The 16,197-nt window shown below is 68.5% G+C and carries 16 protein-coding genes; 8 read left to right on the plus strand and 8 right to left on the minus strand.

All coding sequences use genetic code 11. The features are described 5' to 3' along the window. Positions 1–140: 140 nt before the first annotated feature. The gene (locus ON21_RS23810) at positions 141–1,331 is read left to right on the plus strand and encodes an aminotransferase class V-fold PLP-dependent enzyme (RefSeq protein WP_039801067.1); all 1,191 of its coding nucleotides are present in this window, start codon (positions 141–143) and stop codon (positions 1,329–1,331) included. Positions 1,332–1,341: 10 nt separating this feature from the next. Here the strand turns inward: ON21_RS23810 and ON21_RS23815 are convergent, their stop codons facing one another. After that, positions 1,342–1,902, minus strand: coding sequence for a TetR/AcrR family transcriptional regulator (locus ON21_RS23815; protein WP_039800954.1), 561 nt, complete (start codon positions 1,900–1,902; stop codon positions 1,342–1,344). A gap of 103 nt (positions 1,903–2,005) precedes the next feature. Here ON21_RS23815 and ON21_RS23820 point away from each other — a divergent pair, with 103 nt between their 5' ends. Together ON21_RS23820 and ON21_RS23825 are read left to right on the plus strand one after the other, a co-directional pair. Next, positions 2,006–2,677, plus strand: coding sequence for a lysophospholipid acyltransferase family protein (locus tag ON21_RS23820; RefSeq protein ID WP_039800956.1), 672 nt, complete (start codon positions 2,006–2,008; stop codon positions 2,675–2,677). A 99-nt stretch (positions 2,678–2,776) separates the two neighbouring features. After that, positions 2,777–4,429, plus strand: a complete 1,653-nt coding sequence (locus tag ON21_RS23825) for a fatty acyl-AMP ligase (RefSeq protein WP_039800959.1) — start codon at positions 2,777–2,779, stop codon at positions 4,427–4,429. Positions 4,430–4,465: 36 nt separating this feature from the next. On the opposite strand, the gene ON21_RS23830 is transcribed toward ON21_RS23825, so the two are convergent. The 4 genes from ON21_RS23830 to ON21_RS23845 all read right to left on the minus strand — a co-directional run bounded on the left by ON21_RS23830 (position 4,466) and on the right by ON21_RS23845 (position 7,413). Beyond that, entirely contained in the window at positions 4,466–4,933 is a 468-nt protein-coding gene (locus ON21_RS23830; RefSeq protein ID WP_051021274.1) for a MarR family winged helix-turn-helix transcriptional regulator, read from the minus strand. Between the two features lie 160 nt (positions 4,934–5,093). Continuing rightward, the gene (locus ON21_RS23835) at positions 5,094–5,840 is read right to left on the minus strand and encodes an alpha/beta fold hydrolase (protein WP_039800960.1); all 747 of its coding nucleotides are present in this window, start codon (positions 5,838–5,840) and stop codon (positions 5,094–5,096) included. Between the two features lie 393 nt (positions 5,841–6,233). Then, a complete protein-coding gene (pth, locus tag ON21_RS23840; protein ID WP_039800964.1) occupies positions 6,234–6,821 on the minus strand; it encodes an aminoacyl-tRNA hydrolase in 588 nt (195 codons plus the stop codon). Next, the gene (locus ON21_RS23845; RefSeq protein WP_039800966.1) at positions 6,814–7,413 is read right to left on the minus strand and encodes a 50S ribosomal protein L25/general stress protein Ctc; all 600 of its coding nucleotides are present in this window, start codon (positions 7,411–7,413) and stop codon (positions 6,814–6,816) included. Before ON21_RS23845 ends, pth begins: the two co-directional genes overlap by 8 nt. Positions 7,414–7,715: 302 nt before the next feature. Between ON21_RS23845 and ON21_RS23850 the strand changes: the two genes are divergently transcribed. Then, positions 7,716–9,359, plus strand: a complete 1,644-nt coding sequence (locus tag ON21_RS23850) for a peptide chain release factor 3 (RefSeq protein ID WP_039800967.1) — start codon at positions 7,716–7,718, stop codon at positions 9,357–9,359. 1 nt (position 9,360) lies between these two features. Here ON21_RS23850 and ON21_RS23855 read toward each other — a convergent pair whose 3' ends face one another. Both ON21_RS23855 and ON21_RS40195 read right to left on the minus strand, forming a co-directional pair. Further along, positions 9,361–9,936 carry a nuclear transport factor 2 family protein gene (locus ON21_RS23855; RefSeq protein ID WP_063821114.1) on the minus strand — a complete coding sequence of 192 codons (576 nt, stop codon included), beginning with the start codon at positions 9,934–9,936 and terminating at the stop codon, positions 9,361–9,363. Between the two features lie 407 nt (positions 9,937–10,343). Then, positions 10,344–11,225 carry an Abi-alpha family protein gene (locus tag ON21_RS40195; RefSeq protein WP_083880838.1) on the minus strand — a complete coding sequence of 294 codons (882 nt, stop codon included), beginning with the start codon at positions 11,223–11,225 and terminating at the stop codon, positions 10,344–10,346. A 240-nt stretch (positions 11,226–11,465) separates the two neighbouring features. Between ON21_RS40195 and ON21_RS23865 the strand changes: the two genes are divergently transcribed. Then, positions 11,466–12,740, plus strand: coding sequence for a DUF445 domain-containing protein (locus tag ON21_RS23865; RefSeq protein ID WP_245562703.1), 1,275 nt, complete (start codon positions 11,466–11,468; stop codon positions 12,738–12,740). Then, a complete protein-coding gene (locus ON21_RS23870; protein WP_039800970.1) occupies positions 12,731–13,624 on the plus strand; it encodes an Abi-alpha family protein in 894 nt (297 codons plus the stop codon). The genes ON21_RS23865 and ON21_RS23870 overlap by 10 nt, the downstream gene beginning before the upstream one ends. On the opposite strand, the gene ON21_RS23875 is transcribed toward ON21_RS23870, so the two are convergent. Then, complete coding sequence (locus tag ON21_RS23875) at positions 13,621–14,214, minus strand: TetR/AcrR family transcriptional regulator (protein WP_039800972.1); 594 nt, start codon at positions 14,212–14,214, stop codon at positions 13,621–13,623. The two genes, ON21_RS23870 and ON21_RS23875, sit on opposite strands and share 4 nt — an antisense overlap. A 75-nt stretch (positions 14,215–14,289) precedes the next feature. On the opposite strand from ON21_RS23875, the gene ON21_RS23880 reads away from it, so the two are divergent. Then, positions 14,290–15,042, plus strand: a complete 753-nt coding sequence (locus ON21_RS23880) for an SDR family oxidoreductase (RefSeq protein WP_039800974.1) — start codon at positions 14,290–14,292, stop codon at positions 15,040–15,042. Between the two features lie 148 nt (positions 15,043–15,190). Continuing rightward, a complete protein-coding gene (locus ON21_RS23885) occupies positions 15,191–16,126 on the plus strand; it encodes a 4-(cytidine 5'-diphospho)-2-C-methyl-D-erythritol kinase (RefSeq protein WP_039800976.1) in 936 nt (311 codons plus the stop codon). Positions 16,127–16,197: the final 71 nt, after the last annotated feature.

A 16,197-nucleotide genomic window follows, 5' to 3' on the forward strand; every position in this document is an offset into this window, starting at 1 on the left:
TTCTTCGGTTATCGCCATTCGGCGCGGTGATATTCCGCTCCCGAGCCGAAATTCGGCTGCGACGATCCATCCAGCGTAGCCACGCCGGCCGACAAGAAACCGACATGAAGCCGAACAATCGACCCGATAAGGTCGGCTCCATGCTGGATGACGCGCGCGTACGAGCCGACACTCCCGGATGCGTGTCCGGGCCGGAACCCGGACCCGTTTTCCTCGACAGCGCCGGATCGTCGCTGCCGCCGCGGGTCGTCACCGACACGGTCGTCGCGCATCTGCTGCGTGAGGCGGAGATCGGGGGTTATCGCGCGGCGAACGAGCGCCTCGACGATCTCGCCGACGTCAAGACCGCGATCGGCGCGCTGATCAACGCCGAACCCGAGAGCATCGCGCTCAGCGACAGCGCCACCCGGTCCTGGGCGGACTTCTTCTACTCGGTGCCGCTCGCGGAGGGCGACCGCATCCTGGTCTCCGAGGCGGACTACGCCAGCAATGCCATCGCCGCCCTGCAACGTGCCCGCGCCACGGGCGCCACGGTGGAGAGGATTCCCAGCGACGGCAGCGGGCAGATCGACCTCGACGCGCTGGAAGCGCTGGTCGACGAGCGGGTCAAGCTGGTCTCGGTGCTGCACGCGCCGACCAACGGCGGGCTGGTGAACCCCGCCGCCGAGGCGACCAGGATCGCGCACTCGGTCGGCGCGCTGGTGCTGCTCGACGCCTGTCAGTCCGCCGGGCAGCTGCCCCTGGACGTCGCCGAACTCGGCGTCGACGCCTTGTCGGCCACGGGTCGCAAGTGGCTGCGCGGTCCGCGCGGCACCGGGTTCCTGTATCTGCGGCCGGAGTTGGCGCGCTCGATGGAGCCGGGACGGCTCGACCTGCACAGCGCGGAATGGACCGGCCCGCACGACTACCGGCTCGCGCCGGACGCCAGTCGCTTCGAGTTCTGGGAATGCGACGTCGCTGCCCGCCTCGGCCTGGGCGCCGCCGTGCGATACCTGCTCGAACTGGGCCCGGAGGAGGTCTACGCCGCGATCGCCGCCCGCGCCGAGCACCTGCGCAAGGCGCTTCCGGAGATTCCCGGCGTCACCGTGCGCGATCTCGGCATCCGGCACAGCGGCATCGTGTCGTTCACCGTCGACGGCGTCGAGTCCGTCGAGGTGCGCGACCGGCTGCTGGCGCAGGACATCACGGTCACGGTCAGCCACGCCGGTTCGACGCTGCTCGACATGACCGGCCGCGGTCTGACCTCCGTGGTGCGCGCATCTCCGCACTGCTTCGTGGGATTCGACGAACTCGACCGCTTCGTCGCCGCGGTGGCGCGGCTGCGAGCCTGAGCCGCGACGGTCAGGCCAGGTGCACGGCCAGTGCCCTGGCCAGCAGAGCCGCCGCGTCCGTTCCCGGGTCGACCAGGCGCAAGCTGCGGTTGGCCTGAGCGGTGGCGATGCCGTGCACATTCGTCCACAGGGCGATCGCGCGGTGACGCGGGTCTACCGCGCTCGATTCCGCCGCCGCGCCGACCAGCTCGGCGAATCGCGCGAACAGCGGCAGGCTGATCGACCGCAAATTCTCGCCGGACCCTTCGAGCAGGTCGTGCCGGAACATCAGGGTGAACATCTCCGGCCGCCGCGCGGCGAACTCGATGTACTGGACGCTCATCCGGGTCAGACGGTCGCGCGCGGCGCCGGCGTCCACCGCGGCGAACCGGTCCGCGAGGTCGGCGAAACCGCGCGCCGCGATGGCGGCCAGCAGTGCGCGGTGGGTCGGGAAATAGCGCCGGGGCGCACCGTGCGAGACGCCCGCGGCCCTGGTGATGACCCGTAGTCCCAGCCCGGCGGCGCCGACCTCTTCGAGCAGATCGACGCCGACGTCGACCAGTCGATCTCGCAGCGACTCGCTCTCGGTCATGTGGACATTGTCTACGCCCACAGGCACGGGATCGCACGCCGGGCGTAGACAATGTCTACGCAATCGAGTAGACAATGTCTACGCTCACTCTCCGGGAGGTCTCGTGTGGTACTCGCTGTTCAAGTACGTTCTGCTGGGTCCGCTGCTGCGACTGTTGGGCAGGCCCACGGTCGAAGGACTGGACAACATTCCGCGCACCGGACCGGTGATCATCGCCGCCAACCATCTCGCGGTGATCGACTCGCTCTACCTCGCCCTGGTCGTGCCCCGGCGGGTGACGTTCCTGGCGAAACAGGAGTACTTCACCGGAAAGGGCTTGCGTGGCCGGATCAATCGTTGGTTCTACTCGGTCTCCGGGCAGGTGCCGGTGGACCGGACCGGCGGTGACGCGGCCGCGGCGGCGCTGGCCGCCGCCACCCGCATCCTGGCGGACGGCGGGGTCTGGGCGATCCATCCCGAGGGCACCCGTTCCCCGGACGGGCGGATCTATCGCGGCCGCACCGGCACGCTGCGGGTCGCCATGGCCACCGGCGCGCCGGTCGTTCCGGTGACCCTCTCCGGCACCGATCGGGTGAACCCGCGCGGCAGCCGTCTGCTGCGTTTCGGCAAGGTGCGCATCGCGTTCGGCGCGCCGCGTCGCTATCCGCCCGCCGAACAGCGCCATCTGGTGCGCACCGCCACCGACGAGTTGATGCGCGAACTGGCCGCCCGCTCCGGCCGCTGCTACGTCGATAGTTACGCCGCAACCTTTCCGACCGCCGTTTCACGCCCCTGACCTGCGCCCCTGGTAATGGGGTTAACGGTGGGCCACTATGGCGTGATAGTTGGGGGAGGCCGGTTCCCGGCAACGGTTGGTGATGGAGGAGTTGGGACTTTGAGCAGATTCACCGACGAGATGTATGCGACCGCGCAGACCTCCGAGCGCGGACTGGTGACCGGCGAGCCCGGCGCCCCGCTGCGGCGCACCTGGCCCGAGATCCACCGGCTCGCCCGGCGCATGGCGGGCGGGTTGGCCGAAGCGGGCATCGGACACGGCGACGCGGTCGGCGTGCTCGCGGGCATGCCGGCCGACATCGCTCCGGCCTGCCAGGCCGTCTGGATGCGCGGCGCGTCGATCACCATGCTGCACCAGCCGACCCCACGCACCGATCTGGTGGTCTGGGCGCGCGACACCGAAACCGTGCTGACCATGATCCGGGCGCGCGCGGTCGTGCTCGGCGCGCCGTTCGAGGCCGCTGAGCCGCTGTTGCGCGAACGCGGCATCACGGTCGTGCGCATCGACCAGCTGCCCGACGGCCCAGATATCGATCCGGTGCCCACCTCGGAGGGCGATATCGCGTTGCAGCAGTTGACTTCCGGCTCGACCGGTTCACCCAAGGCGGTGCGGATCACGCACGAGAACTTCTTCGTCAACGCCTACGCCATGTTCGACCGGGTGAAGTTCCAGCTCGACGACGACGTGATGGTGAGCTGGCTGCCCCTGTTCCACGACATGGGCATGGTCGGATTCCTCAGCGTTCCCATGCAATTCGGCGCCGAAGTGGTGTGCGTGACGCCGCTGGACTTCCTCACCAGGCCACTGCTATGGGCGGAGCTGATCAGCAAATACCGCGGAACTGTCACCGCCGCACCGAATTTCGCCTATTCGCTGCTGGCCAGGCGGCTGCGGCAGGCCGACGACGGCGCTTTCGATCTCAGCAGCGTGCGGTACATGTGGAACGGCGCCGAACCGGTGGACCCGGACACCATGGAGGTCCTGGCCGAGGCCGGGAAACGCTTCGGACTCAACCCGATGGCGCTCACTCCGGTCTACGGCATGGCCGAGACCACGCTCGCCGTGTCGATCCCCGACCCCGGGCACGGACAGGTGCTCGACGTGATCGACGCCGATCTGCTCGAGGCGATCGGCAAGGCGGTGCCCGTGCCGGAGGAGCACGGCCAACCGGCCAACATCCGGCGCTTGCCCACCCTCGGCTACCTGGTCGACAACCTGGAGGGCCGGATCGTCGACAGCGAGCGTCAGCCGTTGCCCGCCCGTTCGGTCGGCGTGATCGAATTGCGCGGTCCCGCCGTGACTTCCGGGTATGTGACGGTGGACGGCTTCCAATCGGCCCAGGACGACGAGGGCTGGCTGGACACCGGCGACATCGGCTACTTCACCGACGAGGGACTGATCGTGGTGTGCGGCCGGATCAAAGACGTGATCATCATGGGCGGCCGCAACATCTACCCCACCGACATCGAGCGCGCCGCGGCCAGGGTGGCGGGCGTCCGTGCCGGCAACGCGGTGGCGGTGCGCTTGGACGCGGGTCAGAAGCGGGAGAGTTTCGCCGTGGTGGTGGAGAGCGGCAGCCACCAGGATCCCGAAGAGGTCAAGCGCATCGAGCGCGAGATCGTGCACGCGGTGTTCGCCGAGGTCGGCGCGCGGCCGCGCACCGTCACCGTGCTCGGTCCTGGAGCGCTGCCGAAGACGTCCTCCGGCAAATTGCGCAGGGCCGCGACCGCGATGCATCTGCCGCGCGGGTAGGCCGCCCGTCGGGAGCGCCGGTCGCCGAACGGCTTGTCAGCGGTGGCCACGACGATCGGCGCGACGTCCGACGGCTTGGACCGCCGGGAACTGCTCGGCGAAACCGCGCAGTAGTTCGAGCGCGCCGGTCATGGGTTTGCCGACCGTCAGCTCATCGATTGTTCGGTACAACCGCTCTTCGACGTCGGCCACCTGGGAAGCGAGTTGCTCTCCGGCCGGGGTCAGCGAGAGCATGATCCGCCGGCGATCGTCCGTCGCAGACTCTCGCTGGATGAGTTCCATGGCGACGAGGCGATCGACCAGCCTACTGGGACTCCCCCCGGTTTCGCAGACCAGAAGCTCCCCGAGTCCGGCGAGCGTCAGGGGTTGATAGTCGGCCAGCACCCGCAGGACCTCGGCCTGGGAAGGAGTCAGCCCCAACGGCCGCAGTTCGGCCGCGAGCATTCGATTACCTTCCCGCTGGACAGCCAACACGAGGTAGCGCAACTCTTCGGCAGGCCGCATCGAAAGGCCTCCTCACCACGTGACTCATGTATTGATGCCGTGTAATCAGATCACACGGCATTCAGCGGATGCGACCGGCCCCGACGCCGGGTGACACCGGCCGACAGTCCGGGTAGTGCGGCGGTTGCGGCACTACCCGTCGCCGGATCCGCCTGCTGACTCATGCGGGTGTGAGACTCGGCCGGGTCAGGCCGACCTCCTGGAGGAACTTCTCGACCGTCTGCGCATAGGTTCGCGGATGAGTGAAGCGGAACATGTGTCCGGTGCGGTCCAAGACGACCTCGCGGGCGTCCGGGATTCCTTCGCGCAGAACCGTTGCGGCTTCCGGACCGATCAGCACATCGTGCGAAGGCGTCAAGATCAGCGTCGGCACCTGCACCCCACCGAGGCGAGCGGTGTAATCGGCGTTCAGTGCGGCGACCGCACGCGCGCCGAACGACGATGCGGGCGTGTTCTCCAAGAAAAGCTGGCGACTACGACTTTCACCCCAGGGAGCCTGACCTTCCTTGTCATGCGGCGAAGCCAGATTGTGAGCGTGGGCGCGAAGCGCCACCTGTCGGTAGAGGGGGCCGCGCATCTTTCCCATCACACGCATGGCCGCCTTCAGCACCGGCGAGGAAATCGGATCGGCCGCGAATCCACCCGAGAGGACCAGGCCCCGCAGACCCGAGGGGCGGCGCACCGCGAGCGCCAGGGCGACATTGGCCCCGAAAGAGTCGCCGACCAGGACGTACTCATCCAGATCAGCCACTTCGGCGGCGACCGCATCGGCATAGGTTTCCATGTCCGCCACGGCTTCGGGCAGTCGCATCGTACGCATCGGCCTACCGGCCAGCGGGACGAGCTGTCGGAGGTCCCAGGGAGCACCGGAGAAACAAGGGACAAAGACAAGCGTTGGATTGGTCATGTCATTAGATTACACGACATACGTGTCGTGTAATCTAATTTGTGAGCGGCGTCACCTGCCGTGCGACAAATAAATGTCAGGACATTTGATGACACGACATACGAAAGGGCATGCGCGTCCCCGATCGGATGCGGCGGACGCCATCGGGTGCGATGGATGCTTCGTGGTCTGCCGTGAAACCGGAAAGGCCCGCTCAGCGGCCGCTCGCTGTGACCGACGCAGCCGTCGGCGTCCTGAAAGCTGGATCATCGCGAATACTCGCGGCCTTCGTCGCGCCGAGACCGCAAGGAAGCCCGCGAGCCGAGAACGCCGCAGGACGATCGCTTCCCTGTGGCGATCGTGCGGCCGAGCTCTGCCGAATGTCGCCCCGGTGCGTGCGGGAGCGCTTGTGGCTCAGTGCAATTGGTTCTGCGCGGTCTCCAGACCCACGCGCAGCAGCAGTTCCACCGCGTCGGCGGCCTGCTCGACGATCACCGGAACCTCTTTGCGTTCCGGCGCCGAGAACGGCTTCAGCACGTAATCGGCCGGATCCTGGCGGCCGGGCGGACGGCCGATGCCGATGCGGGTGCGCAAGTAGTCCTTGGTGGTCAGGGCGCTGGAGACGGAGCGGAGACCGTTGTGCCCGCCTTCGCCGCCGCCGCGCTTGAGCCGGATCGCGCCGAACGGCAGGTCGAGTTCGTCGTGCACGACGATCACCTCGGTCGGCGGCACGGAGAAGAATTTCGCCAAGGCGGCGACCGGTCTGCCGGACAGGTTCATGAACGAGCGCGGCTTGGCGATCAGCACCTGGCGTCCGTCCAGCCGCGCCTGCAGCAGGTCGGCGCCGGACTTCTTGTGCACACCGAAACGGCCGCCGACGCGCTCGGCGAGCACGTCGGCGACCAGGAAACCGACATTGTGCCGGGTGCGCTCGTATTCGGGACCTGGATTGCCCAGTCCGACGACGAGCGCGGGCCCGGCGGACGATTCGGTACTACTCAGCGCTCTCGCCCTCGGCCTCGGCGCCCTCGCCCTCGACGGGCTCGGCGGCCGGGGCGGCGATGACGTTGACGATCAGGGTCTCGGTATCGGCGGCCAGGTCGACGCCCTCGGGCAGCTGCAGCTCGCCCGCGGTGATCTGGGTGCCAGCCTCGACGCCCTCGACGGAGACCTCGATGGCCTCGGGCAGCTTCAGCGCGTCGGCCTCGACGGAGACGGTGGTGGCTTCCTGGGTGACCAGGGTGCCGGGGGCGGCGTCGCCGGTGACGGTGACGTTCACGTCGGCGGTGACCTTCTCGCCACGCTTGATGATCAGCAGGTCGGCGTGCTCGATGTAGCGGCGGATCGGGTGCACCACAACGGACTTGGTCAGCGCGAGCTGCTTCTTGCCGTCGATGACCAGGTTCAGCACCGCGTTGGTGCCGTGCTCACGCAGGATGGCGGCGAAGGCCTGGGCGTTCACCGAGAGATGCTGCGGGTCGGCCTGGTGGCCGTACAGCACGGCCGGGACGTTGCCCGCACGACGGGTGCGGCGCGCGGCGCCCTTGCCGAACTCGGTGCGTACGGATGCTTCGAGAAGGTTGACGTCGGACATGACTGGATCTACTCCTACGGCTCTTCCGGGCTGTCAATTACACGTCAGGGGTGCTGCACACCTGACGGATGGTCTATTCGTCGGGGCGAAGACCGAACGAGGACGGCCGGAAGCCGCGCCGCGTCGATCACGGTGTCGCAAAACTGGTCTGCGGACACCCTCGCCGAGACAACCCGAACACCATACCCCAGCGCAGGGGCGCTCTTTGAATCGGGTGGTCACCGGCGGTTCGGCCCGCGCTCGAGCGAGTCGCGTACGCTGGCGTGGTTGCCGATCGGTCGTCTGTGAAAGGTTGTCTTGCGTTGAGCGCCTCCCCTGAGGGCGTTGTCGCGCCCGCATGCCGCGGGTTACCCGCCGAGGTAGCCCGCCGGCGCACGTTCGCGGTGATCTCCCATCCCGACGCGGGCAAGTCCACGCTCACCGAGGCGCTGGCCCTGCACGCGAGGATGATCTCCGAGGCGGGCGCGATCCACGGCAAGGCCGGGCGCAAGTCCACCGTCTCGGACTGGATGGAGATGGAGAAGGCGCGCGGCATCTCGGTCAGCTCGACCGCGCTGCAGTTCAACTACCGGGCCGCGGGCTCCGAGGTGGACAGCGTCATCAACCTGGTCGACACCCCTGGCCACTCGGATTTCTCCGAGGACACCTACCGCGTGCTCACCGCCGTCGACGCCGCGGTGATGCTGATCGACGCCGCCAAGGGCTTGGAGCCGCAAACGCTGAAGCTGTTCCAGGTCTGCCGCCACCGCGGCATCCCGGTGATCACCGTGATCAACAAGTGGGACCGGCCGGGCCGCGCGCCGCTGGAACTGCTCGACGAGATCAACGAGCGGATCGGCCTCACCCCCACTCCGCTGTTCCTCCCGGTCGGCATCGCGGGGGATTTCCGCGGACTGCTGCGCCGCGGCCCGGACGGCGTCCCGCTCGAATACATCCACTTCACCCGCACCGCGGGCGGCGCGACCATCGCGCCGGAGGAGTCGCTCACCCCCGAGGCCGCCGAGGCGCGCGAAGGGGAGCCGTGGAGCACCGCCGCGGAGGAGAGCGAACTGCTCTCGGCCACCGGCCAGGACCACGACCAGGAATTGTTCCTGGCCGGGCAGACCTCGCCGGTCATCTACGCGTCGGCGATGCTCAACTTCGGCGTGCGGCAGCTGTTGGAGACCCTGGTGGCGCTCGCGCCAGCGCCCGGCCCGCGGCGCGACGTCGACGGCAAGCCGCGCGAGACCGGTGATCCGTTCAGCGCGGTGGTGTTCAAGGTGCAGGCGGGTATGGACGCCGCCCACCGCGACCGCTTGGCGTTCATGCGGATCGTGTCCGGCGAGTTCGAACGCGGCATGGTGGTCACCCACGCGCAGACCGGGCGCCCGTTCGCCACCAAGTACGCGCTGACCGTGTTCGGTCGCGAGCGCGCCACCGTCGACACCGCCTACCCGGGTGACGTCGTCGGCCTGGTCAACGCGACGGCGCTGGCTCCGGGGCACACGCTGTTCGTGGACAAGAAGGTGGAGTTCCCGCCGATCCCCTCGTTCGCACCGGAGCATTTCGCGGTGCTGCGGGCGCGCAGCGCGGGCAAGTACAAACAGTTCCGCAAGGCCGTGGACCAGCTCGACTCCGAGGGCGTGGTGCAGGTGCTGCGCAACGATTTCCGCGGCGACGCCTCCCCCGTGCTGGCCGCGGTCGGCCCGATGCAGTTCGAAGTGGTGACCGCGCGCATGCTCGCGGAGTTCAACGTCGAGACCACGATGGAGCACCTCGGCTACACGCTGGCCCGGCGCACCGACGCCGCGTCGGCGGACGAACTCGGGCGGCAGCGCGGGGTGGAGGTGTTCACCCGCTCAGACGGAGCGCTGCTCGCGTTGTTCAGCGACAAGTGGCGGCTGCAATACATCGAGAAGGAGCACCCGGCGCTCACCTTGGAGCCCCTGGTCGCTACCGCCGACTGAGTCAGCCGGCCTCGGACTCCGGCGGCGACGGCGCCGCGCCGGGGTCGCGTTCGATCGATGAGATGCCGTCCTCTTTGGCGATCAGGCCCCAGCGGCTGGAGGTCAGGCGCAGGCTGGGGAGATCACTGAGCGAGAGCACCACTTCATAGGTGCGTTCGTAGCCGGTGTGCGAGATCCGCCAGCGCCCGTCGTCGCAGCGCACGTAGCGGTCGGTGTAGAAGGCCGCGCCGCGCAGCAGCATGTTGTGGCCCGGAATGAGCACCGTGTCGGCGAGGTACCAGGTGCCGGTGGCCGTGTCGCCGTCGACATCGATCTCCGGGTGGTCACAGCGGTGCTCGGTGATGACGTGCGGTCCGAGCGTGTTGCGCATGAACGCGATGAAAGCCTCACGCGATTCGAACTGGAGATATTCGCTGTAGGTAGCGGTCGCCTCGGGAACCATGGTATCGGCGAAATCATCCCATGACTTGGTGTCGAGGGTGCGGAGATAGCGGTACTTCAGCCGGGAGATCGCCGATACGTCATCCGGCTCCCGCTCCTCGCCGCGACCGCGGTCCGACCGTGGATCGTCGCGCACCCGCCCGAAGTCGATCGGGCCCGCCTCGAAGCGCAGCCGCTCGTCGGCGCGCAGGTCGCCCGGATCGCGTTCGCCGGCGCTCGCCGCCCGCTGACCACGGCTCGGCCCGGGACCGGCCTCGATGTCTCGCTCCTCCGGCTCCGGTCCGCTCGAATCTATGTCCACCCCGCCGCGCTCCTGCTGACCGGGAGGAAATCCCGGGTCGTCGCGCTGCTGATTGCCGGGACCCTTGCCCCGGTCGTTACGCGTTTGCCCAGCGATGCCCAAACCTGGGTCGCCGCGCCCCTGCCCGCCGGTTCGCTGATCCATACCCTCAACAATCCCATCCCGAGTGCCGGATTGGGAGAGTTGTATCAGATTGCTATCGCGGCGAGCGGAACATTCCGACGAAGATCAACTTCGGGGTCTCAGCTCCCGATCGTGAAGCAGGTGCGGCAGAAGTCCTCGCCGAACTCGGTCAGCCGGAGACTCTTGCGGACGATCTTCGGCGCCCGGCCCGCCTTCTTCAGCGCCGCCTCCACCACGGGCTGCACCTCGAGCACCATGTAACGGCTGAGCACCACCGGATCGTCCGAGGTCAGGGTGAGTCCGAGGCGGTTGAGATTGATCAGGTAGGACCGCGCCCGGTCCGGGTAGCGCACCCCGGCCTGCTCGGGCACCGAGGTGAGATCGCCCTGCACCAGTTCCGAGCCGATCCCGAGCGGACGGTTGGTGCGCACGTCGACCGACGGCTGCGGGCCGTTGAGCGCCATGAAGCGCAGGATGCGCGCCTCATCGGGAGCGAGCTCGTCGAGGATGCGGTCGTAGGCCGGATGCACGTCCTCGGTGAAGTAGACGTCGGCGGACCTGGCCAGCAGCGCGTCGCCGCGGCGGCGCAGCTCCTCCGTGCTCGCCGAGCGCAGGTAGGGCCCGACGGCCAGCGCTTGCTGCGAGGAGGTGGGCCCGTTGGACGTCGGGACATAGCTGACGATTTCCCGGACCGAGCCCTCCGTGACGCCGAGCGCGCTGCGGGCGATGGAACGCAACGCGTTTCCGGTCCGCTCGGCGATCTCCGCGGAGGACTCACCGTCCAGAGCGGCCTGGGTGATCTCCTTGGTGACCTCGTAGGTCGTGCCGACCGCCCATTGGCTTCCGCGCACGACGGTGCCAGCGGCCACCCCTGCCGCACGGAACACGCCGCGGATCAGCCGTGCCTCATTGCTGATCTGCCGCTGTTCGACATCCGAACTGCGCTCGACGGCGCGGGAACCTGGCCGCGCCACGTCCTGTCCGGTCCTGTCGTCTGCCACGTTTTCTCCGATATCGCCGGGGGAACGAATCCGTCCCACAGATTACTTCCCCTTGTGTCGCGGGGCATTCGCACCGCCTGACTCGGACAGTGCGACCGGCGCGCGGCGCGCAATAAGGTTTCTTCGCCGAGGGGGTGCTAGTTTTGGGTGCCGGTGAGGCGGCGATCACCGGTGTATCGGCAGGAGGGTGTCGTGTTAGAGAGCGTATTCGGAATCCACCCGACGATCCTCCTCGAGCTCGTGACCATACCGCTTTTCACCGGGGTGATCGGCTACATCACCAACTGGACCGGCGTGCTCATGCTGTTCAAGCCGGTCGCCTTCCACGGCATCCGAGTTCCCGGTCTGCGCGCGCTGTATCCGTTCCTGCCCAAGCGAATTCAAGTTCTCCCGCTGCTCAGCTACGACGGCCGGTTCGGGTGGCAGGGCATCGTCCCCTCGCGCGCGGACAAGATGGCCAGCATCGCCGTCGACAAGGGCCTGGCCAAACTCGGCAGCGTCGCGGACTTCTACCGGGAACTCGAGCCCGACAAGCTCGCCGAGCACCTCGCCAGCATCGCCGACGCGCAGATCAAGGACATCGTCGAGGAAATCCTGCGCCGCGAGCATCCGCAGCTCTGGTACAACCTGCCCGCCCAGGTGCGCGACATGGTGCACGCCAGGGTGCGCCAGCAGCTGCCGGAGATCCTGCGCGAGCTGACCGAGGAATTGGGCGCGAATATCGATCAGCTGCTCGATGTGAAGCAGATGGTGATCCGCTACTTCCAGGCCCGGCCGCATCTGCTCAACACGCTGTTCCAGGTGCTCGGCGCGAAGGAACTGCGTTTCATGCAGAACTTCGGTTTCTACTTCGGCGCGCCGATGGGCGCGGTGCTGGTCGCCGTCCTGCATCTGACCGGCTGGTCCAGCCTGGTCGTGCTGCCGGTCGGCGGCGTGATCATCGGCTGGGTGGTCAACTGGATCGGCATCAATATGATCTTCGCGCCCGCATATCCGAAGTGGTGGGTCCCGTGGCGGCAGGGCCTGCTGATCAAACGCAAGTCCGAAATCACCGACGGATACGCGGAATTGGTTTCCAGCCAGGTGATCACCGTCGCGAATATCGGCGACGAGTTGCTCAACGGCCCGCGCTCGGACCGCACCATGCAGATGCTGGAGGACACCCTGCGCCCGGCCGCCGACCGCGCACTCGGCCCCGCGCGCCCCGCGGTCAAGTTCATGCTCGGCAGCCGCGAATACGACTCGCTGCAGTCGACCTTCACCAGCGAAGCCATGGCCATCGCGCCGATCGCGTTCGCCGACCCGGAATTCAACGTCCGCCAGGGCAGGCAGATCAACGAATACATCGCCAGGCAGATGGCGATGCTGTCGCCGCCGGACTTCGTCGACATGCTGCGCGCGGCCATCAAGCAGGACGAATGGCTCCTTTTCGTCCATGGCGGCGTGTTGGGGCTGTTCGCCGGATACGCTCATATCCTGATCTTCGGAACGGGAGTGGCGACATCATGGCTGTAGCGGGTCCGGACGACGGCGATATCGAGGCCGTCGAGCACCTCGACGCGGCGGCGGCGAATGCCGAGCCAGCGCAGGAGATCGCCCGGCGGCCGGCTTCGCACATCACGCACACCGACGAATTACCCAGACGGGTAACGGTTCCCCTGGCCACCGTGCGCGCCGCGACGGGCGTCGCGCGGGTCGCGTGGACCGCGGTCACCGGGGTGACGTCCTGGAGCGTCGGCACCGCGGTCGGGGTCACCTCGACCGTCGTGCGGCGCAGCATCGAGGGAGCGCCGCCGCGAGAAGTGCTGGCCGAAGCCGAATCCGAGGTCCGTGACGCGATGCGCAAGGCGCTCGGGATGCCCGCCGCCGCGGAACCGCCTGCGCAGGAAGCGGTGCCGACCCTGCGTGAGCAGGGAGCCGCGTTGCTGCGGTTGTCGGCCAGTCCGCACGGCGAGGACGACAACCATCCGGCCTTCGCGGGCATGCTCGCCGAGCTGACCCCGGACGAGGCGCGCATCCTGCGCTTCCTGCATCTGGACGGCCCGCAGCCCTCGATCGACATCCGCACCGGCCGCCCGCGCGCGCTCGGCTCCGAACGCCTCGGCTCGATGCTCACGCTGATCGGTGAGCACGCGGGCCTGCGCTTCCCGAATCGGATCCAGCCGTACCTGACCAACCTGCGCAGGCTCGGTTTGATCGAGCACGCGCGCGAGCCGGTCGGCAACCCGAACCGCTACCAGCTGCTGGAGGCGCAGTCACCGGTGCGGGAGATGCTGAAGCGCTCCGGCTTCGGCACCAAGGTGATCTACCGCAGCGTGGTGCTCACCGATTTCGGCGCGGACTTCGTGCGCACCTGCCTGCCGGTGGTCGTGCAGGACGGACGCGCCTCGGGCCACTAGGTCCCCCAGCCGCGCAGCGCCATCTCGGCCACCTGCTCCAATTCGGCCCGGCTCGCCCCGTCTCGCGCCGCCTGGGACATGCCCTGCATCACCGTGCCGACGTAGCGAGCCAGTATGCGCGCGTCGAGATGGCCGGGCAGGAGGCCTGCGTCGATGTCGGCCTCGATGCGTGCGGCGAACGTGTCGATATTCCGATTCCGCAGGTCGCGTAGGAGATCGGCGATCTCGGGGCTGGTGGTGTTGATACCCGCGCTGATCACCAGACAGCCGTGCGGGCACTCCGGCCGGGTGTACTCCGTCGCCGCCTCCCGCAGAATCCGCCGCACGGCCGCCTCGGCGGTGTCCTCCTCGGCCAGCGCCCGCGCGACGAATCCGCCGTAGCGTGCGCCGAAATTCGCTACCACTTCGCCGAACAACGTCTTCTTGTCACCGAACGCCGCGTACAGGCTGGGTGCGCCGATGCCCATCGCCGCGGTGAGGTCGCCGATCGAGGTGGCCTCGTATCCGCGCGCCCAGAACAGCCGCATGGCCTTGTCCAGCGCCGCGTCCCGATCGAAGGATCGCGGCCGTCCCCGGGTCGTCGTGCTCATGGCGCAATTTTATAGCGGTCACTAGACAATGTGCTACCTTGCTTTCTGTAGCGGTCGCTAGAGAAAGGCAGCGTGATGGGCGCACTGACGGGCAAGACGGCACTGGTCACCGGGAGCAGCCGGGGCATCGGACGGGCGATCGCCGAGCGGCTGGCGCGCGACGGCGCACGCGTCGCGGTCCACTACAACCGCGACGAGCAGGCCGCGAAGGCGACCGTGGCCGCGATCGAGGCCGCGGGCGGCGCGGCGTTCGCGATCCGCGCCGAACTGGGCGTGCCGGGTGACGCGGAGGCGCTGTGGGCGGCCTTCGACGCGCACGCCGACGGGCTGGACATCCTGGTGAACAACGCGGGCACCGACGGCATCAGGGAACCGATCGCCGGGACCGACGAGGCGGCGTTCGACCGGGTCTTCGCGATCAACGCCAAGGCCCCGTTCTTCATCACCCGCCTCGGGCTGGACCGATTGCGCACGGGCGGGCGGATAGTCAACATCTCCACCGGCCTGACCCACGGCGAATACATGCCGCAACTGATCGCCTACACCATGACCAAGGCCGCGATCGACAGTTTCACCAGCGTGCTGGCCAAGGAGGTCGGCGCGCGCGGCATCACCGTGAACGCGGTGGCGCCCGGCATCATCGACACCGACATGAACGCGAATTGGCTGCGCAACGCCGAAGCACAGGCATCGGTGGCGACGATGTCCCCGCTCCGGCGCGTGGGGCAGGCCGCCGACGTCGCCGACGTCGTCGGGTTCCTCGCCTCCGACGACGCCCGCTGGGTGACCGGGCAATGGATCGATGCCACCGGTGGCGCGCTGCTATAAGGCGTACCTCCGCCTTCGCTCCGGCCATGCGCGGGCTGACGACGGACTCCGTCCGACTGCACCGATTAGGCGTACCTCCGCCTTCGCTCCGGCCATGCGCAGGCTGAGGACGGACTCCGCCCGACCGCACCGATTAGGCTTTAGCATCGTGCTGTCAGTTGTGCCGAGTCCCGTCACCGTGCGGGCGCCGTCGAAGGTGAACCTCCATCTCGGAGTGGGCGACCTGCGGGCCGACGGCTACCACGACCTGACCACGGTGTTCCAAGCACTGTCCCTGAGTGACGATCTGGAGATCGCGCCGTCGAGCTCGCTGGCCGTCCGGGTCACCGGAGAGGGCGCCGCGGAGGTGCCGACCGACCGGACGAATCTGGTCTGGAAAGCCGCGGTCCGGCTGGCCCACCTCGGCGGCCGCGCTCCCCTGGTGGAGATCGCCATCGCCAAAGGCATTCCGGTGGCCGGGGGCATGGCGGGCGGCAGCGCCGACGCCGCCGCCGCGCTGGTCGGGCTGAACGAACTGTGGGATCTGGGACTGTCCAGGGAGGAACTGAGCGCGGTGGCGGCCGAACTCGGCAGCGACGTGCCGTTCGCTCTGCACGGCGGCACCGCGCTGGGCACCGGCCGCGGTGAGCGCCTGCTACCGGTGCTGTCCCGCAATACCTTTCACTGGGTGCTCGCCTTCGCCAAAGGCGGCTTGTCCACTCCGGCGGTGTTCGCCGAACTCGACCGGTTGCGCGAGCACGGCGAACCGCCGCGGCTCGGCGAGCCGCAGCAGCTGATGCAGGCGCTGGCCTCCGGCGACCCGCGACAGCTCGCACCCCTGCTCGGCAACGACCTCCAGGCGGCGGCGGTCTCGCTGAAGCCGGAACTGCGCCGCACGTTGCGCGCGGGCGTCGCCGCGGGCGCGCTGGCCGGACTGGTCTCCGGCTCCGGCCCCACCTGCGCGTTCCTCTGCGAGAGCGAGGAATCGGCGATCTCGGTGGCCGCCGAACTCGCGGGCGCGGGCGTCTGCCGCAGCGTGCGGACGGCCAGCGGACCCGTACCGGGTGCACGCGTTCTCAGCGGCGACGCACCCGGTAAGCACTGACCGCAGGAGGCTGCGGCCAGACGCGGCGCCCGACGCCGGAAGTCGCCGATGGGCGCGCCGAGGGCGGCGCC

This window comes from Nocardia araoensis NBRC 100135 (assembly GCF_000308435.1).
Taxonomy (GTDB): Bacteria; Actinomycetota; Actinomycetes; order Mycobacteriales; family Mycobacteriaceae; genus Nocardia; species Nocardia araoensis.

Coding starts and splice junctions, on each gene's coding strand:
- ON21_RS23815 (WP_039800954.1), bottom strand. CDS start 1,902: ATGACCGAGAGCGAGTCGCTGCGAGATCGACTGGTCGACGTCGGCGTC.
- ON21_RS23845 (WP_039800966.1), bottom strand. CDS start 7,413: ATGTCCGACGTCAACCTTCTCGAAGCATCCGTACGCACCGAGTTCGGC.
- ON21_RS23835 (WP_039800960.1), bottom strand. CDS start 5,840: ATGACCAATCCAACGCTTGTCTTTGTCCCTTGTTTCTCCGGTGCTCCC.
- ON21_RS23830 (WP_051021274.1), bottom strand. CDS start 4,933: ATGCGGCCTGCCGAAGAGTTGCGCTACCTCGTGTTGGCTGTCCAGCGG.
- ON21_RS23810 (WP_039801067.1), top strand. CDS start 141: ATGCTGGATGACGCGCGCGTACGAGCCGACACTCCCGGATGCGTGTCC.
- ON21_RS23870 (WP_039800970.1), top strand. CDS start 12,731: ATGGCTGTAGCGGGTCCGGACGACGGCGATATCGAGGCCGTCGAGCAC.
- ON21_RS23875 (WP_039800972.1), bottom strand. CDS start 14,214: ATGAGCACGACGACCCGGGGACGGCCGCGATCCTTCGATCGGGACGCG.
- ON21_RS23880 (WP_039800974.1), top strand. CDS start 14,290: ATGGGCGCACTGACGGGCAAGACGGCACTGGTCACCGGGAGCAGCCGG.